We start from the raw sequence: 20,361 nt of genomic DNA, 5'->3' as shown, positions 1-20,361 counted from the left end.
CTCCGGTCAGAAACGGCGGGTGAACGGCAGTGGCTTGCGCATCCGGACCAGCAGCAGGAGCGGCACCAGGACGTAGGGCAGGTTGAACGCGAGGAACTTCGCCGGGTTGCCGGTGCGGAAGGCCGGGTCGCCGAAGAACTCGACGCCGAACACGACGATCCCGGTCAGCGTGACGATCATCGTCGCGTAGATCACCGACGGCAGCTGGATCCAGTTGCGGCCGGTCAGCAGCGCGAAGACGAGCACGACGTAGAACGGCATGTAGCCGAACGCCGAGAGCCCGGTGACGATCCGCATCCAGTCCGGCGGGTGCATGAACAGCGGGTCGGCGTCGTGGGCGTACCAGTAGTTCGAGTTGACGAAGAAATTGTCCGACGGCTTCGAGAAGTCGACGCCGACCGTCGGCAGCAGATCGCTGATCAACGACGTGACCGTGAAGGCCGAGAACAGTACCGCGAAGAACACATCGATCTTCCGGTCCCGCAGCGGCAGGTTCATGAGCGCGATCCTAGGTCCTAAGGTGAGCGCATGGACGCGCTGCGGGTCTGCCTGTACGTCTTCGCCGGGGTGACGCTCGGAACCTGGGTGCTGTCGGTGCTGACCAGGGAATACTCCTGGGTCGACCGGATCTGGTCGATCGTTCCGGTCGCCTACCTGGCGATCTTCGCCGGCGCGGCCGGGTTCGCCGACGCGCGCCTCGACGTGATGTTCGCGCTGGTCACCCTCTGGGGGATCCGGCTGACGTTCAACTTCGCCCGGAAGGGCGGTTACGCCCGCGGCGGCGAGGACTACCGGTGGGCGGTGCTGCGCGAGCGGATGGCGCCGTGGCAGTTCCAGGTGTTCAACTTCTTCTTCATCTCGCTGTACCAGAACGCGATCCTGCTGCTGATCACGCTGCCCGCGCTGACCGCGTCGGACCACCAGGGCTCGTTCGGCGTGGCGGACGTCGTCGTCGCGGTGGTCTTCGCCGCGTTCCTGGTCGGGGAGACGGTCGCCGACCAGCAGCAGTGGGCGTTCCACCGCGAGAAGCACGCGGGCCGGGCCTCGACGCGGTTCCTGCAGGAGGGGCTGTTCCGCTTCTCGCGGCACCCGAACTTCTTCTTCGAGCAGGCGCAGTGGTGGGTGATCGCGGTGTTCGGCATCGTCGCCGGCGGTCTGCAGTGGACGGTCGTCGGCGCGGTGCTGCTGACGCTGCTGTTCGTCGGGTCGACGCGGTTCACCGAGAGCATCACGAAGTCGCGCTACCCGGAGTACGCGGACTACCAGCGCCGCGTGTCCGCGGTGGTGCCGTGGCCGCCGAAGCGCGAGCCCGTCCGCGGGTGACGGTCGTCGCGGCCCTCCAGATCGCGACGGGCGTTCCGCTCGCGCGGATCCTGGAGTTCGAGAACGAGATCCGCGGCGCCGCCCTGGTGGTGCTCCCCGAAGCCGTCCTCGGCGGATACCCGCGCGGTGGCCCGTTCGCCGAGTACTTCCGTGCGTCGACCACGGTGCCGGGCCCCGAGGTGACGGAGCTGGCCGGTCTCGCGGCGCGGACCGGCGCGACGCTGGTCGTGGGCGTCATCGAGCGCGACGGCTCGACGCTGTACAGCACGGCGGTGTTCCTCGACCCCGATCTCGGGCTGGTCGCGAAGCACCGCAAGCTGGTGCCGACCGCGCGCGAGCGGCTCGTCTGGGGCCGCGGCGACGGCTCGACGCTCCCGGCGGTCCCGACGGCGGCGGGCCTGGCGGGCGCGGCGATCTGCTGGGAGAACCACATGCCGCTGCTGCGCGCGGCGATGTACGCGAAGGGCGTCGAGATCTGGTGCGCCCCGACGGCGGACGACCGCGACGTCTGGCAGGCGTCGATGCGCCACATCGCCGACGAGGGCCGGTGTTTCGTGATTTCGGCGTGCCCGTACGAGTCGTCCGGTGCGGATCCCTTCCGTGGCGGCAGCGTGATCGTCGGCCCGCTCGGTGACGTCCTGGCGGGCCCGCTGCGCGACTCGGAGGGCCTGGTCACGGCGTCGATCGACCTCGAGGAGGTAGTGGCCGCGCGGCACAGCCTCGACGTCTCGGGGCACTACGCGCGGCCGGACGTGTTCGCCCTGACCGTGGACGAGCGACCGCGGGACGGCGTCACCTTCCTGCGGTGACGCCGTCCCGCGAGGGCTCACACCGCCAGCCGGCCGCCGTCCACCGGGAGGATCGCGCCCTGGACGAAGCTCGACTCCGCCGTCACCAGGAACGCGATCGCCGCCGCGATCTCCTCCGGGGCGGCCACCCGGCCGGCCGGGCCCGCGGCCGCCAGCTCGTCGAGGCCGTCGCCGAAGACCGCGGTGCCTTCGGTGCGGGTCGGGCCCGGGCTGACCGCGTTGACCCGGACGCCGGACGGCCCGAACTCCGCCGCCCACGCCTTCGTCAGCAGCTCGATCGCCGCCTTCGACGAGCCGTAGAGCGCCATGCCCGCCATGCCCCGCGTCGCCACCATCGTGGACACGTTGACGATCGCGCCGCGCCCGCGCGCGGCCATCTCCGGGCCCAGCTCGGCGACGAGGTAGAAGGGCACCTTCACGTTCGTCGCGTAGACGCGGTCGAACTCCGCCTCCGGGATGTCCGCGGTGGGCCCGGTCGGGAAGATCCCGGCGTTGTTCACCAGCACGTCGACGTGCCCGCCCGCTTCCCGCGCCCGCGCGGCCACCGAACGCGCCGACGCCGCGTCCGTCAGGTCGGCCGCGACGAAGTCGGCCTTCCCACCCGACGCCCGGATCCGCGAGACGACCTCCTCGCCACGGGTCGCGTCCCGGCCGGACAGCACGACGTGGGCGCCGAGCCCGGCCAGCGCCACCGCCGTCGCCCGCCCGATCCCGCTGGTTCCGCCGGTCACGAGCGCCGTGGTGCCGGACAGTCCTTCAGTCATCACTCATCTCCTCGCGGCCGGGGTGCTTCCCCGGTCGCAGAGTCCAAGGACGAGCGCCGGCAAGGACTTCCGGAGGAGCGTTCGGCGCTGCTTATGCCCCCGATTCGCCGAGCCGATGGTCTTCGAGCGCGGCGACGAACTCCGCGACGTCCCGGCGGTGCGACGTCGCCGGCCACACGGCCCAGGTCCGCCGCACGATCGGGTTCCCGGCCAGCGGCCGCCACCGGACCGTGTCCGGCATCGGGTACGGCCACTCGGGCGGCGCGAAGGCGTAGGCCCCACCCGAGCTGACCGCGGGGATCTTCAGCTCGACGATCAGCCGCTGCTCCTCGGGCACCTCGGGCCCGACGTCGAGGCCGTGGCTGCGCAGGGTCGCCGCCAGCTCGTCGTACCAGGCCGGGCTGCCCGCGCGGGCGAAGGCGAACCACTCCAGCCCCGCGAGGTCCTCCAGCCGGACCGGCGAGCCCAGCTTCTCCGCCAGGTCCGCCGCCAGCAGGACGCCGACGTTCTCCGCCACCGCGAGCACCGCGTCCAGGTCCGGCCCGGGCGGGCGCTCGCGCACCAGCCCGACGTCCAGCTCGCCCGCCCGCAGCGCCGCCACCTGCGCCACCGACGACAGGTGCCGCGCCTGCACCCGCGTGTCCGGGTACGCCCGCGCCAGCCGCGCGAGCGCCGACGGCAGCAGGTCCGGCGGCAGTTCCAGGGGGACGCCGACGCGCAGCACGCCGGTCGTGGCGTGCCGGGTCATGGCGGCGACGGCCCGGTCGTGGCGCGCCAGCACCGCGCGGGCCTCGCCCAGCAGCGTCGTCCCGGCGTCGGTCACCTGGACACCCGTGCTCGTGCGGACCAGCAGCTGGACGCCGAGGCGGCGTTCGAGCGCGGTGATCGTCTGGGACAGCGCCGGCTGGCTGACGTGCAGCTGCCGCGCCGCCTTCGACATCGCGCCCGCCTCGACGACCGCGACGAACGCCCGCAGCTCGCGGATCTCCATCAGCGCGCCCACCGGATCGGCAGGGACTTGAGGCCGTTCTGGAAGTTCGACCGCAGCCGCACCGGCTCGCCGTCGAGCGACACCTCGCCCAGCAGGTCGAGCACCGCCGTGAACATCGCCCGCAGCTGGACGCGGGCGAGCTGCGCGCCGAGGCAGAAGTGCGGCCCGTGGCCGAAGGTCAGGTGGTCGTTCGGGGTCCGGCCGACGTCGAAGGTGGCCGGGTCGTCGAACACGGCCGGATCGCGGTTGGCCGACGAGAACCAGACCACGACCTTGTCGCCGGCCCGGATGTCCACATCGGACAGCCGGGTGTCCGAAACCGCGGTGCGCCGGAAGTTCATGACCGGCGTCCACCAGCGGAGCATCTCTTCGACCGCGGACGGCAGCAGCGACCGGTCGGCCAGCAGCCGCCGGTACTGCTCGGGGTGCGAGAGCAGCGCCAGCATCCCGCCGGGCAGGCCGTTGCGCAGCGTTTCGTTGCCCGCTACGGAAAACAGCCAGAAGAGGTTCTCGAACTCGGCGAGCGAGACGCGGCCGCCGTCGCCGTCGACGTGCCGCATCAGGGTGCTCATGACGTCGTCGCCCGGGTGCCCGCGCTTGTACTCGCCGAGCGCGTTCGCGTACGCGTAGAGGTCCGGCATCCCGGCGCGGGTCCGCGGGTCCGGCATCGAGCCGTCGGGGCCGGGCGACGGGCGGACGGCCAGCGCGGCTCGTGCGAGGTCGCTCACCGACGCGGCGTCGACCGTCGAGCTGACCGCGTAGTCGGCGTCCTGGTAGCCGATCACGCGGTTGCTCCAGTCGTACATCAGCCGCCGGTCCTGCTCCGGCACGCCGAACACCGCCGCCAGCGTCAGCAGCGGCAGGTCGGCGGCCACGGCCGCGAAGTCGCACGAGCCCCGGCCGGCGACCCGCGCGACCAGCTCCCGCGCCCGCGCCTCGATCTGCGACGTCAGCTTCGCGACGGCCCGCGGCGTGAACGCCCGGGTGAGCAGCCCGCGCAGCCGGCCGTGCTCCGGCGGGTCCATGTTGAGCATCATCCGGCGCACGTACGCGAGGTCCGCGACGGTGCCCGGGTCGCGGATCTGCGTCCCGCCGAGCTGCGAGGAGAACAGCCCGGGATCGCGCAGGACGCGCCGCACGTCGGCGTGCCGCAGCACGGCCCAGAAGTCGTCGACGCGCACCACCGGCGACTCCTGCCGGAGCCGCGCCAGCTCGTCGTGCGGGACACCTCGCACGTAGGTGTCCGGATCGGTGATCCCCACGAACCGACCCTAGCCGCGCCCACCGACACTACGAGACGCTGCGGGGATGGACACCCTGAACATGCGCACCGGCGGCCAGGGCGAGCCTGCCGTCCTGCTGCTGCACGGCCTCGGCGCGACCGGCGCCGTCTGGGCCCACTTCGCCCCTCTGCTCGCCCGGCGGGTCCTGGTGCCCGACCTGCCCGGCCACGGCCCGTCCTCGCCGCTGCCGCACTACAGCTTCCAGACGCTCACCCGGGCCGTCGCCCGGGCGCTGCCCGGGAAGGGCCCGTACGTCGTCGCCGGCCATTCGCTCGGCGGGGTGCTCGCGCTCGAGCTGGCGTCCGGCGAGTACGACGTCGAGGTCGCGGGCGTGCTCGCGCTCGGGATGAAGGTCGAGTGGACCCAGGACGACCTGGGCCGCGCGGCGACGATGGCCGCCCGCCCGGCCCGCGTCTTCGCGACGAGGGTGGACGCCGAGCAGGCCTACCTGAAGGTGTCCGGGCTGCTCGGCATCGCGCCCGCGGACCCGGCCGGGCTTCGCGAGACCGAGGGAGGTTGGCGCCTCGCGATGGACCCGGCCGCGTTCGGCGTCGGCGCGCCGGACCTGCCGGCGCTGCTCGCCGCGGCGCGGTGCCCGGTCGTGCTGGCGGCGGGCGAGAACGACCCGATGAGCCGTCCGGAGCAGCTACGCGCGCTGGACCCGGACGCGGTCACCCTCGCCGGCCTCGGGCACAACGCCCACGTCGAGGATCCAGCCGCCGTACGCGCCCTGTTGCGGCGCTTCGGCGTCTGAAGGCCCGGGTGCAGCCGTCGTACCCCATGCGACGGCTGCTCCGAACCCCTCGCCACCACCGGACCCGGAAAGCCTAGGGAACCGGGGTGGACGTGCGCCTGTACCGGCCGCCCGCGCCGCCGTCACGGTCGGTACCTGCGGAAACGGTTATCTTCGCCGTTCGGTGGTACAGGTGAAGCGGCACGATCGGAATCCTGGAGGGGTACGTTCCGCTCCGGAGAGGACGCCTGTGGACGAAGGCCTGTCGTTCGCCGGATGGCTGCGGGACCGGCGCGTGCTCGCCGGCCTCACCCAGGCCCAGCTGGCCGAGCGCACCGGGCTGAGCCTGCGCGCGGTGCGCAACGCCGAGCTCGGCAGCGTCCGCAGGCCCCGGCCGGAGACGGAACGCCGGTTGCGGGAAGCGCTTGCCGAAGCCCCACCCGAGCCGGTGCGGATCGGCGTCCTGGGGCCGCTCACCGTGCGGCATGGGGATGCCCCGGTCGAGATCGGCGCCGAGAAGCAGCGCGTGCTGCTCGCGATGCTGGCCCTGCAGCCGAACCGCACGGTCCGGCGCGAAGACCTCGTCGACGTCCTCTGGGACGAGCCGCCGCCGTCGTGCCTGGACCTGCTCCACACCTACGTCGCGCGGCTGCGGCGGGCGCTGCGGCCCGCCGGCCTGATCACCACCGACAAGGGCGGCTACCGGCTGTCCGCCGGCGAGGACGACCTCGATCTGCTGCGGTTCGAGGGGCTGGTGAACGAGGGCGCTCTCCGCGAGGCCCTCGAGCTCTGGCGCGGCCCGGCGCTCGCCGACCTCGGACCGCTCCGGCAGCACCCCGCGCGGCTGGCCCTGGCGATGAAGCGCGCGAAGGCGGTGATGGCGTACGCCGAAGTCGCCGACCCCGAGGAGGCGGCGGTGCAGCTGCGCATGCTCACCGCCGAGGAGCCGCTGAACGAGTCCGCGCACGCCCGGCTGATGCAGGTGCTCGCCGCGTCCGGACGCCAGGCCGTCGCCCTGGCCGTGTTCGAGGAGATCCGGCGGCGGCTGGACGGCGACCTGGGCATCGAACCCGGCCCCGAGCTGCGCGCGGCCCAGCGTCAGGTGCTGCGGCAGGACTTCGCCGCGCCGGAACCGCCGGCCCGCGTGCCCGCCCAGCTGCCCGCGGACGTCGCCGGCTTCCGCGGCCGCACCGGCCGGCTGGCCGAGCTGGACGCCCTCCTGGACGGCGACGGCACGGGCGCGCGCATCGCGGTGCTCTCCGGCACCGGCGGGGTCGGCAAGACCGCCCTCGCCGTCCACTGGGCCCAGCGGTCCCTCGCCGAGTTCCCGGACGGCCAGCTGTACCTCGACCTGCACGGCTACGGCACGGTCCGGCCGGTCGAGCCGGGCGACGCGCTCTCGGGGTTCCTGCGCGCCCTCGGCGTCGACGGCGCGGACATCCCCGCCGAGCAGGAGGAGCGCGCCGCGAAGTTCCGCACCGCGCTCACCGGACGGCGGATGGTGCTGCTGCTGGACAACGCCGGCTCGGTCGGGCAGGTCCGCCCGCTGCTGCCCGGCTCGCCGTCGTGCCTGGTCCTGGTGACCAGCCGGGACGCACTGCCGGGGCTGGTCGCCCGGCACGGCGCCCGCCGCGTGCTCGTCGACCTGCTGACCGAAGCCGAAGCGCTCGACCTGCTGCGGGCGCTGCTCGGCGAGCGCGTCGACGGCGAACCGGCCGCCACCGAGGCGCTGATCGGCTACTCGGCCCGGCTGCCGCTGGCGCTGCGGCTGGTCGCGGAGCTGGCGCTGAGCCGGCCGGGGGAGCGGCTCGCGGCGCTCGCACGAGAGCTGGCCGACGAACGACGGCGGCTGGACCTGCTCGACGGCGGCGGCGACCCGCTGACCGCCGTCCGCGCCGTCTTCTCGTGGTCCTACCGGCACCTGGCGCCCGACGCCGCGCGCGTGTTCCGGCTCTGCGGCCTGCACCCCGGCCGCGACCTGACCGCCGCCGCGATCGCCGCGCTCGCCGGCGTCCCGCTGCCGGAGGCGGAGCGGCTGACGGCCACGCTGGTCCGCGCCCACCTCGCGCAGGAGACCGGTGCGGACCGCTTCCAGCAGCACGACCTGCTGCGCGTCTACGCCGCCGAGCTCGCGGCCGAGGCACCCGCCGAGAGCCACGCGGCGCAGGAGCGGCTGTTCGACTTCTACGTCCGGTCGGCCGCGCAGGCCATGGACGCCGTCCTGCCGCAGGAACGGCACCTGCGCCCGCAGGTGCCGGATCCCGACGTCAAGGTGATCGACGCGCCGGCGTGGCTGGAGGCCGAGCGCCGCAACCTCCTGGCCGTCTCCGCGCACGCGACGCGGCACGGGTGGCCCGACCACCTGCGGCTGCTGTCCGGGATCCTGTGGCACTACCTCGACGTCGGCGGCTACCACGAGGAAGCGCTGGTGCTGCACACGCACGCGTCGGCGCTGGCCCACGACGCCGGCGACCGGGTGGCCGAAGCCGAGCCGCTCATCCTGATCGCGGTCGGCCACTGGCGCGTCGGCCGGTCGCGGGAAGCGCGGCGGTACCTGGAGGAAGCGCTCGCCCTCGCCCGCGAGACCGGCGACCGGCGCACCGAGATCCACGCGGTCAACACGCTCGGCCTGGTCTGCCGGGCGCTCGGCCGGTTCGCCGAGGCGATCACGTACTCGACGGAAGCCCTGTCACTGGCCCGCAAGACCGGCGACCGCACCAGCGAAGGCCTGGTGCTGGTGGTGCTCGGCTGCTCCAGCCGCGGCATCGGCCGCTACGGCGAGGCGATCGGCTACCTCGAAGAAGCGCACGCGCTCGCCCGCGAGACCGCCGACCGCACCACCGAGGGCTATGCGCTGGTCAACACGGGCGATTCGCTGTCGGCGCTGGGCCGGCACGACGAAGCCGTCCGTGCGCTGGAAGAGGGGCTGGTGCACTTCCGCGCCATGGGCGTGCGGGTGAGCGAGGGCTACGCGCTGGGCATCCTCGGCGACGTCGAGCACGCGCGCGGCCGGTACCCCGAAGCCGCCGCGCACCTCGAGCGGGCGCTGGAAATCGCGCAGGAGACCGGAAGCCCGACCAACCGCGGCGTCGCGCTGAAGCACCTCGGCGACGTCCGGCTGGCGCAGGGCGAGTACGCGGAAGCGGCCCAGCACCTCGAAGAGGCACTGGGCCTGGCCCGCGAATGCGGTGACCGCGGCGTGGAATCCCGGGTGCTCAACAGCCTCGGCGCGCTGGCGGCCGCCCGCGGCGCGTCATCGGACGCGCTCGCGTACCACCGTGAAGCCCTTGCCGTGGCGAAGGAAACGGGCTGCCGTCCCGAGCAGGGCAAGGCCCACTGCGGACTCGGCGAAGTCCACTGTGGACTGGGTGACCCCGTGGCCGCGCGCGAGCACTGGGAACGGGCGCTGGCTTGTTACGCCGGGGAGTGCGTGCCCGGCGCGATCCGCGTCAGGGACCTCTTGGCGGCCCTGGACCGTGCCGCCGGGTAGTGGCGTTCGTCGGCGACGAGGTCGCCTTCGAGGCGCTGGACGTCCCGGTCGGGCACGTCGGAGCTGCCGGCCAGCCGGTCGTGCGGGTACGGGCGGCGGCGGTACGCGTGGTCGAGCGCCCAGGCGAGCAGGACGGCGGCGGCGAGAACGGCGATGATCATGACGCTCCTCCCGGAGTGCGCAGAGCTGTTGCCTTGAAGAACGTGTAATGGAAGGTTCCGTATTCCCTGGTGGTGCGGTAAAGAGCGGCGATCCCGCGCGCCCAGCCGGCTTCCGTCGTGAGCCCCTTCGCCACGGCCGTTTCGCCGACACCCTCGACCATCGCGATGAACGTGTCGCGGGTGAAACCGGTGACCAGAGCGGGCTTCGACGCGTCGGCGTACACCGTCCGCGGTTCGACCTCGACGTCGCCGAAACCGGCGTCGGCGAGCAACGGGTAGAGCCGTCGTCCCAGGAGGCCGTCACCGCCCGCGTCGGCCTGCAGGCGCACCAGGCAGTCGATCGCCGCCTGGGCGTGCTCGCTGCGCGGGTGGAAGAACGCCGAGCCGTGGTCGCCTTCGAGCACGGTGATCGTCCCGCCCGGCCGCAGCAGGGTTATCAGGTGCGCCAGCGCTTTCCCCGGCTCCGGCAGGTGTTCGAGCACGAAGCAGACGAAGAGGTGGTCCCATTCGCCGTCGAGGTCGAAGAGGTCGGCCCGGCGGAAGTCGACGCCCGGGACCCGCTGTCTCGCTTGGTCGAGGGAGTCCGCGGAGACGTCGACCGCGGTCAGGTGCGCGCCGGGGCTGCGGGCCACGAGGTGGCCGGTCTGGGCGCCGACGCCGCAGCCGACCTCCAGCACGCGGCTCCCGGCGGGGTAGGCCGTCCCGGCGTGCAACAGCGCGGCGAGCGTGTCGGCCTGATCGCCCAGGCGGCGGGCCTCGGGTTCGGTGTACCCGTGCACGTATGTGGTGGTCACCAGACCAGCGTGCTGCGACAATGGCTCGATGGACAGAGCCAAAACGTCGCTGCCGGAGGGGTCCATAGGGTCGGACTTCCTCCAGCTCGACGTCCGCGAGGCGCCGCCGGGCGGGCTCGCGGACTGGCTCGCCGGGCAGCTGCGCGCCGCCGTCGCCGACGGCAGGCTGCCGGTCGGCGGCCGCCTGCCCGCGTCCCGGGTCCTGGCCGCGGACCTGCGGGTGTCGCGCGGGGTCGTCACCGAGGCCTACCAGCGGCTGATCGACGACGGCCACGCGGCGGGCCGCGGCCGGGCGGGCACCGTGGTGGTGGCCGCGCCGGTGCTCGCTCCCGAACCCGCGCGCGTCCGGCCGCCGTCGAAGGTGATCACGCCGATGCCGGGCGCCGACGTCTTCGACGCGGTCCGCGCGGCGGCGGCCCGGATCGACCTCACCCCGGGCGTCCCGGACCTGACGGCGTTCCCGCGCGCGGCGTGGCTGCGAGCCGAGCGCGCGGTCCTCGACGAGCTGGCGCCGTCGCACTTCGGCTACGGCGACCCGCGGGGCGCGCCGGCGATGCGGCTGGAGGTGTCGCACTGGCTGGCCCGCAACCGCGGCATCCGCGTCGACCCCGGCGAGATCATCGTGGTGGCCGGCGTCGCGCAGGCGCTGACGCTGGTGGGGGACGTGCTGCGGCAGCGCGGCGTCGACGAGATCGCCGTCGAGGACCCCAGCTCGCTCGGCGCGCGCCAGCACCTGCACCACTGCGGCCTGGCGACCCCGCCGGTCCCGGTGGACGACGACGGCCTGCGCGTCGACGCCCTGCGTGCCCCGGCGGTGCTGCTGACGCCGGCCCACCAGTTCCCGATGGGCGTGGTGCTGGGCGGCGAGCGCCGCCGCGCCCTGATGCGCTGGGCGGCCGCGGGCGGCATCGTCGTGGAGGACGACTACGACGCGGAGCACCGCTACGACCGCGCGCCGGTGCCCGCGGTCCGGTCGATGCTGCCGGAGGTGTGTTACACGGGCAGCGTTTCGAAGCTCCTGGCGCCCGCGCTGCGCGTCGGCTGGCTGCTGGCGCCCGCTCGGTTCCGCGACGACCTGGTGGCGGCGAAGCGGTTCGCGGACCTGGGCAACCCGGTCCTGGCGCAGCTGGTCCTGGCCCGGCTGATGGCGACGGGCGAGCTGGAGCGGCAGCTGCGGGTGGTCCGGGCGCGCCACCGCCGTCGCCGCGACGCGATGATCCGCGCGCTGGCATCCTCGCTGCCGGGCGCGACGGTGCACGGCGCGGCCGCGGGCCTGCACCTGACGATCACGTTCGGCGCGGACCTGGACGATGTCGCGCTGGCGGCGGCCGCGCTGGCGGAGGGGGTGAAGGTGCAGCCGCTGTCGTGGCACCGGCAGCTCCCGGGACGCCCTGGGCTGGTCCTGGGCTACGCGGCCCGGACGGCGACGGAGATCGCCGACGGGGTGGCCACCTTGGGCAAGCTGCTGCGCTGACCCGCCTTCGATCCCTCGGGCCGTGAGGGGGACCCCCGGTTTCGACGTTACCGGAGGGCACCGACAGTTCCCGGCCGGCGCGACGGAGTTGTCCACAGCCCGCTCGAGCTGTCCCCAGGCCGAAGCGCGCCCGACCCGGCACCCGGCCACTTCAAGTAAAGACTCCACAAAGGACAGTCAAGCGAGTGTGATCATGCTCTCCCAGGTGATTCCCCAACTTGGTTGCCATACGCAAGCAAGTTGCTTAGCCTAGCTAAGGGACTTTGCGAGCAGAAGGGTTGCACAGTGGCGGAACGCCGGACGTATTCGATCGCGGAACTGGGGCCGCGGTACAAGTGGATCGCGCTGTCCAACACGACGCTGGGCATGCTGATCGCCACGATCAACTCCTCGATCGTGCTGATCGCGCTCCCGGACATCTTCAAGGGCATCGGCATCAACCCCCTCGAGCCGGCCAACACGAGCTACCTGCTGTGGATGATCATGGGCTTCCTCGTGGTCACCGCCGTGCTGGTGGTGAGCTTCGGGCGGCTCGGCGACATGTACGGCCGCGCGAGGATGTACAACCTCGGCTTCGCCGTCTTCACCGTGTCTTCCATCATGCTGGCCGTCACTTGGTTCGGCGGCGACGCGGCCGCGCTGTGGCTGATCGGCTGGCGGATCGTGCAGGGCGTCGGCGGCGCCTTCCTGATGGCGAACTCCTCGGCGATCCTCACCGACGCCTTCCCGGCCAACCAGCGCGGGCTCGCGCTCGGCATGAACGGCGTCGCGGCCATCGCGGGCTCGTTCCTCGGCCTGGTCGTCGGCGGCGTGCTCGCCCCGGTCGACTGGAACCTGATCTTCCTCGTGTCGGTGCCCTTCGGCGTGATCGGCACGATCTGGGCGTACCTCAAGCTGCACGACACCGGCATCCGCAAGCACGCGCGGATGGACTGGTGGGGCAACATCACCTTCGCCGTCGGCCTGATCGCCGTCTTGATCGGCATCACCTACGGCATCCAGCCCTACGGCTCGTCGCCGACCGGCTGGGGCAGCCCGATGGTGCTGAGCTGCCTGATCGGCGGCGTCGCGGTGCTGGTCGCGTTCGTGATCATCGAGACCAAGGTCGACAACCCGCTGTTCCGGCTGTCACTGTTCAAGATCCGGTCGTTCACCTGGGGCAACATCGCCAACCTGACCGCGTCGCTCGGGCGCGGCGGGCTCCAGTTCATCCTGATCATCTGGCTGCAGGGCATCTGGCTGCCGCAGCACGGCTACACGTTCGAGCAGACGCCGCTGTGGGCGGGCATCTACATGCTCCCGATGACGGTCGGCTTCCTGCTGGCCGCGCCGACGTCGGGCATCCTCGCCGACCGGATCGGCAGCCGCCTGCTCGCCTCGAGTGGCCTGTTCATCACGGCCGTGACGTTCCTGCTGCTGATCATCCTGCCGGTCAACTTCGACTACTGGGCGTTCGCGGCGATCCTGCTGATCAACGGCATCGGCATGGGCATGTTCTCCTCGCCCAACCGCGCCGAGGTGATGAACAGCCTCCCGGCGGACGCGCGCGGCTCCGGCGCGGGCATGATGACGACCTTCCAGAACGCGGCGATGGTCCTGTCGATCGGCTTCTTCTTCAGCCTGATCATCTCGGGCCTGTCGAGCAGCCTCCCGTCGACGATGCACGACGGCCTGCTCGCCCACGGCGTCCCGGAAGCGGCAGCGTCGCAGGTGGCGAACCTGCCGGCGGTGGCGGTGCTGTTCGCGGCGTTCCTGGGCTACAACCCGATCCAGCAGCTCCTGGGCGGCCAGCTGTCGTCGCTGCCGCCGGACCAGGCGTCGTTCCTGACGGGCCGCAGCTTCTTCCCGAACCTGATCTCGGGCCCGTTCCAGTCGGGCCTGGCGGTGGCGTTCGGCTTCGCGATCGCGGTGTGCCTGATCGGCGCGGTGGCATCGTTGCTGACGAAGGACGCGCGCCCGGAGGACCGCGAGTCGGTGGGCGAGGAGTTGGCTGCCGTGGCGGGCGAGTCGAGCGGCGGCCCGAGCGAATTGGTGTCGCCGGCGAGCGAACGCTGACGGTGGTTTCCGAAGCCGGGTGCCGCACTGCGCGGCACCCGGTTTTCCGTTCTGGGGAGCGGGATGGCTCGCGAGCACGAAGGCGGCCCGCGCCGTCGGCGGGCACGCCGGTCGGCTTCTGGGAGCGCGACTCAACCGACGCAAGGCCTGCGTCGCTCTACGGCTGCCGGGAGCACGCCAGCCGCCGAGCCGTACCCCAGCGCGCTCCGGGTTGATCGAGGACGCGCCGGAGGCGGCGGGTGGAAGCCTCAGGCCGCGGCGAGCGCGGGTTCGGCGACCGCGGGCACCGGCAGGGTCTTCTTGGCGCGGCGGCGGGCGATGATCCGGCGCCCGACGTCGATCATCGGGACCTCGACCCAGCGGTAGAGCAGGTCGGCGGCCAGCAGCCCGACGATCGTCACGGCGACCGCGGTGAGCGTCCGGTGCGGAGCGAACTGCGGGATCGCGCCCGCGAGCGCCACCGCGACGACGCCCTGCATGAGGTACAGCGAGTACGAGCGCTCCCCGACGAACCGCATCGGCCGCCGCGACAGGACCCAGGCCAGCGGCCCGCCCCCGGCGACCAGCGACGGCACCAGCAACGCGGCGAGCAGGATGTAGATCGTGCCGGTGATCGAGCCGCCGTCGTCGCTGAGCAGCTCGGCGATCTCGGCGAACATGGTCTGGACCGCGACCAGCGCAGCGGCGACCACCAGCCCGGCGACGGGGTGGGTGAACACCCGCATCGTGGCGAAGCCCTTGCGGTGGTGCAGCACGATCGCCAGCGTGCAGCCGATGAGGATCGGCGAGTACGCGCCGGCGTAGGGCATGAAGGGGATCAGAGCGAGCATGAGGACGACGAGCCCGAGGGAGAGGCTCAGGCGCTTCACGAAGCCGAGCGCGCCGACGCCGAATGCGAGCAGCGGCCAGACGAGGTAGAACTTCTGCTCGACGCCGAGCGTCCAGGCCTGGCCGAACATGGTCAGCTGGTGGAATTCGCCGACGAAGCCGACGTTCCACGGAAGCGCGGCGAGGATCCCGCTGTGCCGCAGGCCCATGCCTCGGAAGTAGGCGAAGACGACGACCACGCCGAGGACGACGTAGTAGACGGGGAGGATGCGGAACCCCCGCCGGATGTAGAACTCCGCCAGGGAGACCCGGCCGTTGCGGTCCTCTTCACGCAGGGCGAGCGTGGTGATCAGGAACCCGGAGAGCACGAAGAAGAGGTGCACGCCGATCCAGCCGTTGGCCCGCTCCCAGTTCGGCCCGCCGTAGTGGAAGACGACGACGAGCACGGCCGCGATGGCCCGGACTCCGTCGAGAGCGGCGAATCTTCGGGTGCCCAGGTATTGGTCGTGCGTGATCATCGCGTCCCCCTCACAGGCTGCTCACAGCTCGCCCAATGTAATCGGGCGATGCAGCCATTCACTCGTTGGGGTGACGTTTCGGACGTTGGGGCCGGTAGCGTGCGCGAGGGTGACCAAGTTCGCGAGCGCGACGTCACCCGACAGTGGTCCGGAGACGGGCTTCGCGACGCAGCATCCGAGGGGGTTCGAGCGACCGCGAACCGGCGCGGCGAGTGGCTGTGCAGCCGGAGGACTACCGGAGGGTCACCAGCCGAGTGTCGCGCGCTGGATCTTCACCGGGTGTGCCGGCGCCCCGTCCAGCGGCCCGTTCGGGTCGGTCGGGATGATCCCGTCGGCCACCATGTGGTCGATCGCCGACATCCCGCGCACCACGGTCCCCAGCACCGAATAGTTCGCCGGGATGTTCGCGAACGAATGCACGATGAAGAACTCCGACCCGTTGGTCCCGGGTCCCTGGTTCCCCATCGCCACGGTCCCGCGCGGGTACGTCTCCGCGCCGGTGACCTCGTCCGGGAACTTGTACCCCGGCCCACCCTTCTCGACTTCGTAGATGTCCCCGCACTGGAGAACGCCGAGACGAGAAGAATTCGAAAGCCGCCAGCACTGCGACCGGTCGTAGAACCGCTGGAGGATCAGCGAAACCATGTTGTGCACGGCACAGGGCGCCGCCCCGGCGCGGTTCAGCCGTACCGTCACCGGCCCGTAGTTGAAGCGGAACGTCACATCCACCGCCCCGCGGGTCGACGCGAACGGCAGCGGGCGCACCACAGGACGAGCCGCCGGATTCGACGGGGTCGGCGTGAACACGCACCGGATCACCGGCGCGGACGCGGCCGAAGCGGGAGCGGCGGGCACCAGCAGGGCACCCAGGACACCGACGAGAGCCAGACCCCAGCGCAGCTTCATGCCGGGGACGTTAGCCCTTCACGAACTACTTGCGCCAGGCCGTGCGCTGCTTACGGATGTCCAGCACCAGCAGCAGGATCAGGAACAGCGAGAGCCCGATCAGCCAGACGTTCTCGGTGTTGTTCTCGTGGTTGCCCTTGAGCATCACCAGCAGGATGATCGCGCTGACCCAGCCGGCGATCCGGGTGGCCTTCGGGAACGAGCCGTGCCAGCCCCAGGCCGCCGACGGCTCGTCGCGCGGGTCGACCTCGGGACGCCGCTTCTCGACCGCCTTGCCTGCCACGATGAACTCCTCAAGACCCGTGAACCGCGTACGCCGCGATGATCCCACACCTCCGGGTGCGCCGCGGAGACGCCCCGCGCGGCGCGGGTTCTGGCGAGGGCCGCCGACGGCGTCGGCGCGGCGCGGGAACGCCCGGGTGCGCGGAGAGGTCCATGAGGCTGCCGACCGGCTCGCACAGCGCCCGTCCGCGGTCCCGCACCTCCGGGTGCGCCGCGGAGACGCCCCGCGCGACAATGACCCTCGATGACTACCTCGCGAAGCGTTCTCGTGCTCGGCTCGACCGGGTCCATCGGCGTGCAGGCCCTGGACGTCGCGGCCCGCAACCCGCACCTCTTCCGGGTGGCCGGCATCGCGGCGGCCGGCGCCGACCCGGCCGCGCTCGCGGCGCAGGCGCTCGCCCACGGCGTGGAGGCCGTCGCCGTGACGAAAGCCACGGCCGCCGAAGACGTGCAGCTCGCGCTGTACGCCGAAGCGCAGAAACGCGGCTACGCGCAGGGTGATTTCAAGCTTCCGCGGCTCTTCGCGGGCTCCGACGCCGTCACCGACCTCATCGACGCCGTCCCGGTCGACACCGTCCTCAACGCCCTGCCCGGCTCCCGCGGCCTCGAGCCGACGCTGCGGGCGCTCGCCACCGGCGCCACCCTCGCGCTCGCCAACAAGGAGTCGCTCATCGCCGGCGGGCCGCTGGTGCTCGCCGCGGCCAAGCCCGGCCAGCTCGTGCCGGTCGACTCCGAGCACTCCGCGATCGCCCAGGCCCTGCGGTCCGGGCACCGGAGCGAAGTCGCGCGGCTCGTCCTCACCGCGTCCGGCGGCCCGTTCCGCGGGCGCACGCGCGCCGAACTGGCCGACGTCACCGTCGAGCAGGCGATGGCGCACCCGACCTGGTCGATGGGACCGCTGATCACCATCAACTCCGCGACCCTGGTCAACAAGGGCCTGGAGCTGATCGAGGCGGCGCTGCTGTTCGACATCGAGCCGGCGCGGATCGACGTCACCGTGCACCCGCAGTCGATCGTGCACTCGATGGTGACGTTCACCGACGGCTCGACGATCGCCCAGGCCAGCCCGCCGGACATGCGGCTGCCGATCGCGCTCGCGCTGCACTGGCCCGACCGCGTCCCCGCCGCCGCTCCCGCCTGCACCTGGGACAACGCCGCGACCTGGACCTTCGAGCCGCTCGACAACGAGGCGTTCCCGGCGGTCGAGCTCGCTCGCCACTGCGGCACGGAGGGCGGCTGCCTGCCCGCCGTCTACAACGCCGCGAACGAGGAGCTGGTCGCCGCTTTCCTCGCGCAGAACACCGGCTTCACGTCGATAGTGGACACTGTTTCCGAGGTGGTGGGAGCCGCCGACGAGTGGCGTCGCGAACCGCGCGACGTCGAGGACGTTCTCGCCGCCGAGCGCTGGGCTCGCGCGCGGGCCGGTTCGATCATCGAGGGGAAGTAGCGGGTGCTCGCCTACATCATCGGTGTGGTGCTCTTCGCGCTGGGGATCTGTGTCTCGGTCGCACTGCACGAGGCCGGCCACATGGTCACCGCGAAGGCCTTCGGCATGAAGGTCCGCCGGTACTTCGTGGGCTTCGGGCCCACGGTGTTCTCGTGGCGCCGCGGGGAGACCGAATACGGCCTGAAGTGGATCCCGCTCGGCGGGTTCTGCGACATCGCGGGCATGACCGCGCTCGACGAGGTGACGCCGGACGAGGCGCCGCGCGCGATGTGGCGGTTCAAGACCTGGAAGCGCACCGTCGTGATGTCCGCCGGGTCGGTCACGCACTTCATCCTCGGCTTCGTCGTGCTCTACCTGATGGCCGTGACGATGGGCCTGCCGAACCTGAACATCACCGCGACCGAGCCGGTGCTGTCGGCGACGTCCTGCGCCCGCGCGGCCACGACGAAGGAGCAGGCGCAGGACCCGAGCTGCCCGCCGGGTGCCGCGCGCCCCGCGGAAGCGGCCGGGCTGCGGGCCGGCGACAAGGTACTGGCGATCGGCGGCAAGCCGGTCGCGACCTGGGACGAGATGCTCGCCACCGTGCAGGCCACCAGCGGCCCGACGGAGTTCGACGTCCAGCGCGGCGACCAGCGCCTGGCGCTCATCGTCGACGTGCCGAAGGTGCAGCGCTGGACGACCTCCGGCGTCAAGGAGGTCGGGATGATCGGGGCGTCGCCCCAGCAGCCCGACCGGACCATCCAGTACGGCCCGGTCGCCGCGGTTCCTGCCACGTTCAGCTTCACCGGCACGATGTTCGCCGAGACGGCGCAGCGGCTCGTCCAGTTCCCGCAGCGCATCCCCGCCGTGGTCACCGCGATCTTCGGCGGCGAACGCGACCCGAACACCCCGGTCAGCGTCGTCGGCGCGAGCCGGATCGGCGGCGAGGCCGTCGAGCAGGGCATCTGGGTGCTGTTCTTCTTCCTGCTGGCCAGCCTGAACTTCTTCATCGGCGTGTTCAACCTGCTGCCGCTGCTGCCGCTCGACGGCGGGCACATCGCGGTGGTCTGGTACGAGCGCGTCCGCGACTGGATCCGCGCCCGGCGCGGCAAGGCGGCCGGCGGCCCGGTGGACTACACGAAGCTGTCCGGCATCACGATGGCCCTCGTGCTCGTCGGCGGCGCGGTGACCCTGCTCACGGTGACCGCGGACATCGTCAACCCGATTCGTTTGCAGTAGTGCCCCGCCACGGACGGGTTCCGGCCCGTCCGTGGCGGACCACTCAGGCCGTAACGCTGCTCACCGTGACGGTTGACATGGTGAAGGTGGCCCGGTCGGGGTAGGTACGCTGGAAGCCGTGACCGTCGCACTCGGTATGCCAGCCCTGCCCCCGCCCGTCCTCTCCGAGCGCCGCAAGACCCGCCAGCTCCAGGTGGGCCCGGTCGGTGTCGGCAGCGACTTCCCGATCTCCGTCCAGTCGATGACGACGACGCTCACCTCCGACGTCAACGCGACCCTGCAGCAGATCGCCGAGCTGACCGCCGCGGGCTGCGACATCGTCCGCGTCGCGTGCCCGTCGGCCGACGACGCCGAGGCGCTGCCGGCGATCGCGAAGAAGTCGCAGATCCCGGTGATCGCCGACATCCACTTCCAGCCGAAGTACGTCTTCGCCGCCATCGAGGCCGGCTGCGCCGCGGTGCGCGTGAACCCGGGCAACATCCGGAAGTTCGACGATCAGGTCAAGGAGATCGCGCAGGCCGCGAAGGACCACGGCACGCCGATCCGGATCGGCGTCAACGCCGGTTCGCTCGACAAGCGCCTGCTCGAGAAGTACGGCAAGGCCACGCCGGAGGCACTGGCCGAGTCGGCGCTGTGGGAGGCGTCGCTGTTCGCCGAGCACGACTTCCACGACATCAAGATCTCCGTGAAGCACAACGACCCGGTGGTCATGGTCCGCGCGTACGAGCTGCTCGCCGAGCAGTGCGACTACCCACTGCACCTCGGCGTCACCGAGGCCGGCCCGGCGTTCCAGGGCACCATCAAGTCGGCCGTCGCGTTCGGCGCGCTGCTGCGCCAGGGCATCGGCGACACGATCCGCGTCTCGCTGTCGGCGCCGCCGGTCGAAGAGGTCAAGGTCGGCATCCAGATCCTGCAGTCGCTGAACCTCAAGCAGCGCAAGCTGGAGATCGTGTCGTGCCCGTCGTGCGGGCGCGCGCAGGTGGACGTCTACACGCTCGCCGAGCAGGTCACCGCCGGGCTCGAAGGCATGGAGATCCCGCTGCGCGTCGCCGTCATGGGCTGCGTCGTCAACGGCCCCGGCGAGGCCCGCGAGGCCGACCTGGGCGTGGCGTCCGGCAACGGCAAGGGCCAGATCTTCGTGAAGGGCGAGGTCATCAAGACCGTGCCCGAGCACGCGATCGTCGAGACGCTCATCGAAGAGGCCATGCGCATCGCCGAAGAGGCAGGGGAGTCCCTCGGCGAGGGCGCCCCGGTCGTGACCGCTGGCTGAGCTGCTCACCGACGA

At 72.2% G+C, this 20,361-nt stretch carries 18 protein-coding genes; 9 read left to right on the top strand and 9 right to left on the bottom strand.

The annotated features are described in order from the left end of the window. Positions 1-6: 6 nt before the first annotated feature. On the bottom strand, positions 7-498 hold the full coding sequence (locus OG738_RS00530; RefSeq protein ID WP_329050292.1) for an EXPERA domain-containing protein: 492 nt from the start codon (positions 496-498) through the stop codon (positions 7-9). A gap of 30 nt (positions 499-528) precedes the next feature. On the opposite strand from OG738_RS00530, the gene OG738_RS00525 reads away from it, so the two are divergent. Continuing rightward, positions 529-1,323, top strand: coding sequence for a DUF1295 domain-containing protein (locus OG738_RS00525; RefSeq protein ID WP_329050291.1), 795 nt, complete (start codon positions 529-531; stop codon positions 1,321-1,323). Then, positions 1,290-2,132, top strand: coding sequence for a carbon-nitrogen hydrolase family protein (locus OG738_RS00520; protein ID WP_329050290.1), 843 nt, complete (start codon positions 1,290-1,292; stop codon positions 2,130-2,132). Before OG738_RS00525 ends, OG738_RS00520 begins: the two co-directional genes overlap by 34 nt. Before the next feature lie 17 nt (positions 2,133-2,149). Here the strand turns inward: OG738_RS00520 and OG738_RS00515 are convergent, their stop codons facing one another. From OG738_RS00515 to OG738_RS00505, 3 genes are all read right to left on the bottom strand, one after another. After that, positions 2,150-2,896, bottom strand: coding sequence for an SDR family NAD(P)-dependent oxidoreductase (locus tag OG738_RS00515; RefSeq protein ID WP_329050288.1), 747 nt, complete (start codon positions 2,894-2,896; stop codon positions 2,150-2,152). Between the two features lie 91 nt (positions 2,897-2,987). Next, complete coding sequence (locus OG738_RS00510) at positions 2,988-3,887, bottom strand: LysR family transcriptional regulator (RefSeq protein WP_329050286.1); 900 nt, start codon at positions 3,885-3,887, stop codon at positions 2,988-2,990. Then, a complete protein-coding gene (locus OG738_RS00505) occupies positions 3,887-5,149 on the bottom strand; it encodes a cytochrome P450 (protein ID WP_329050284.1) in 1,263 nt (420 codons plus the stop codon). The genes OG738_RS00510 and OG738_RS00505 overlap by 1 nt, the downstream gene beginning before the upstream one ends. Before the next feature lie 46 nt (positions 5,150-5,195). On the opposite strand from OG738_RS00505, the gene OG738_RS00500 reads away from it, so the two are divergent. Together OG738_RS00500 and OG738_RS00495 are read left to right on the top strand one after the other, a co-directional pair. Next, the gene (locus tag OG738_RS00500) at positions 5,196-5,924 is read left to right on the top strand and encodes an alpha/beta fold hydrolase (RefSeq protein ID WP_329050282.1); all 729 of its coding nucleotides are present in this window, start codon (positions 5,196-5,198) and stop codon (positions 5,922-5,924) included. A gap of 229 nt (positions 5,925-6,153) precedes the next feature. Further along, positions 6,154-9,393 carry a tetratricopeptide repeat protein gene (locus OG738_RS00495; protein WP_329050280.1) on the top strand — a complete coding sequence of 1,080 codons (3,240 nt, stop codon included), beginning with the start codon at positions 6,154-6,156 and terminating at the stop codon, positions 9,391-9,393. Here OG738_RS00495 and OG738_RS00490 read toward each other — a convergent pair. After that, on the bottom strand, positions 9,318-9,554 hold the full coding sequence (locus OG738_RS00490) for a hypothetical protein (RefSeq protein WP_329050278.1): 237 nt from the start codon (positions 9,552-9,554) through the stop codon (positions 9,318-9,320). The genes OG738_RS00495 and OG738_RS00490 overlap by 76 nt on opposite strands. Then, positions 9,551-10,348, bottom strand: coding sequence for a methyltransferase (locus OG738_RS00485; RefSeq protein WP_329050277.1), 798 nt, complete (start codon positions 10,346-10,348; stop codon positions 9,551-9,553). The genes OG738_RS00490 and OG738_RS00485 overlap by 4 nt, the downstream gene beginning before the upstream one ends. Before the next feature lie 28 nt (positions 10,349-10,376). Here OG738_RS00485 and pdxR point away from each other — a divergent pair, with 28 nt between their 5' ends. Together pdxR and OG738_RS00475 are read left to right on the top strand one after the other, a co-directional pair. After that, complete coding sequence (gene pdxR / locus OG738_RS00480) at positions 10,377-11,822, top strand: MocR-like pyridoxine biosynthesis transcription factor PdxR (protein ID WP_329050275.1); 1,446 nt, start codon at positions 10,377-10,379, stop codon at positions 11,820-11,822. A gap of 285 nt (positions 11,823-12,107) precedes the next feature. Continuing rightward, positions 12,108-13,877 (top strand): MFS transporter, encoded by a 1,770-nt coding sequence (locus OG738_RS00475; RefSeq protein WP_329050273.1) that lies wholly within the window; start codon positions 12,108-12,110, stop codon positions 13,875-13,877. A 248-nt stretch (positions 13,878-14,125) separates the two neighbouring features. On the opposite strand, the gene OG738_RS00470 is transcribed toward OG738_RS00475, so the two are convergent. The 3 genes from OG738_RS00470 to OG738_RS00460 all read right to left on the bottom strand — a co-directional run bounded on the left by OG738_RS00470 (position 14,126) and on the right by OG738_RS00460 (position 16,412). Continuing rightward, positions 14,126-15,223, bottom strand: a complete 1,098-nt coding sequence (locus tag OG738_RS00470; protein WP_329050271.1) for an acyltransferase family protein — start codon at positions 15,221-15,223, stop codon at positions 14,126-14,128. Positions 15,224-15,466: 243 nt separating this feature from the next. Continuing rightward, positions 15,467-16,129 carry a peptidylprolyl isomerase gene (locus OG738_RS00465; protein ID WP_329050269.1) on the bottom strand — a complete coding sequence of 221 codons (663 nt, stop codon included), beginning with the start codon at positions 16,127-16,129 and terminating at the stop codon, positions 15,467-15,469. A 25-nt stretch (positions 16,130-16,154) separates the two neighbouring features. Then, a complete protein-coding gene (locus OG738_RS00460) occupies positions 16,155-16,412 on the bottom strand; it encodes a DUF2631 domain-containing protein (protein WP_329050267.1) in 258 nt (85 codons plus the stop codon). A gap of 243 nt (positions 16,413-16,655) precedes the next feature. Between OG738_RS00460 and dxr the strand changes: the two genes are divergently transcribed. From dxr to ispG, 3 genes are all read left to right on the top strand, one after another. Continuing rightward, positions 16,656-17,858, top strand: a complete 1,203-nt coding sequence (gene dxr, locus OG738_RS00455) for a 1-deoxy-D-xylulose-5-phosphate reductoisomerase (protein ID WP_329050266.1) — start codon at positions 16,656-16,658, stop codon at positions 17,856-17,858. A 3-nt stretch (positions 17,859-17,861) separates the two neighbouring features. Then, on the top strand, positions 17,862-19,076 hold the full coding sequence (locus OG738_RS00450) for a M50 family metallopeptidase (RefSeq protein WP_329050264.1): 1,215 nt from the start codon (positions 17,862-17,864) through the stop codon (positions 19,074-19,076). A gap of 118 nt (positions 19,077-19,194) precedes the next feature. Further along, positions 19,195-20,346: a flavodoxin-dependent (E)-4-hydroxy-3-methylbut-2-enyl-diphosphate synthase gene (gene ispG, locus OG738_RS00445; RefSeq protein WP_329050263.1), complete on the top strand. Its 1,152-nt coding sequence runs from the start codon at positions 19,195-19,197 to the stop codon at positions 20,344-20,346. Positions 20,347-20,361: the final 15 nt, after the last annotated feature.

The sequence above is a fragment of the Amycolatopsis sp. NBC_01488 genome, from assembly GCF_036227105.1.
Classification (GTDB): Bacteria; Actinomycetota; Actinomycetes; order Mycobacteriales; family Pseudonocardiaceae; genus Amycolatopsis.
The sequence above is the reverse complement of the archived record's forward strand: the minus strand, read 5'-3'. Positions and strand labels throughout refer to the sequence as shown.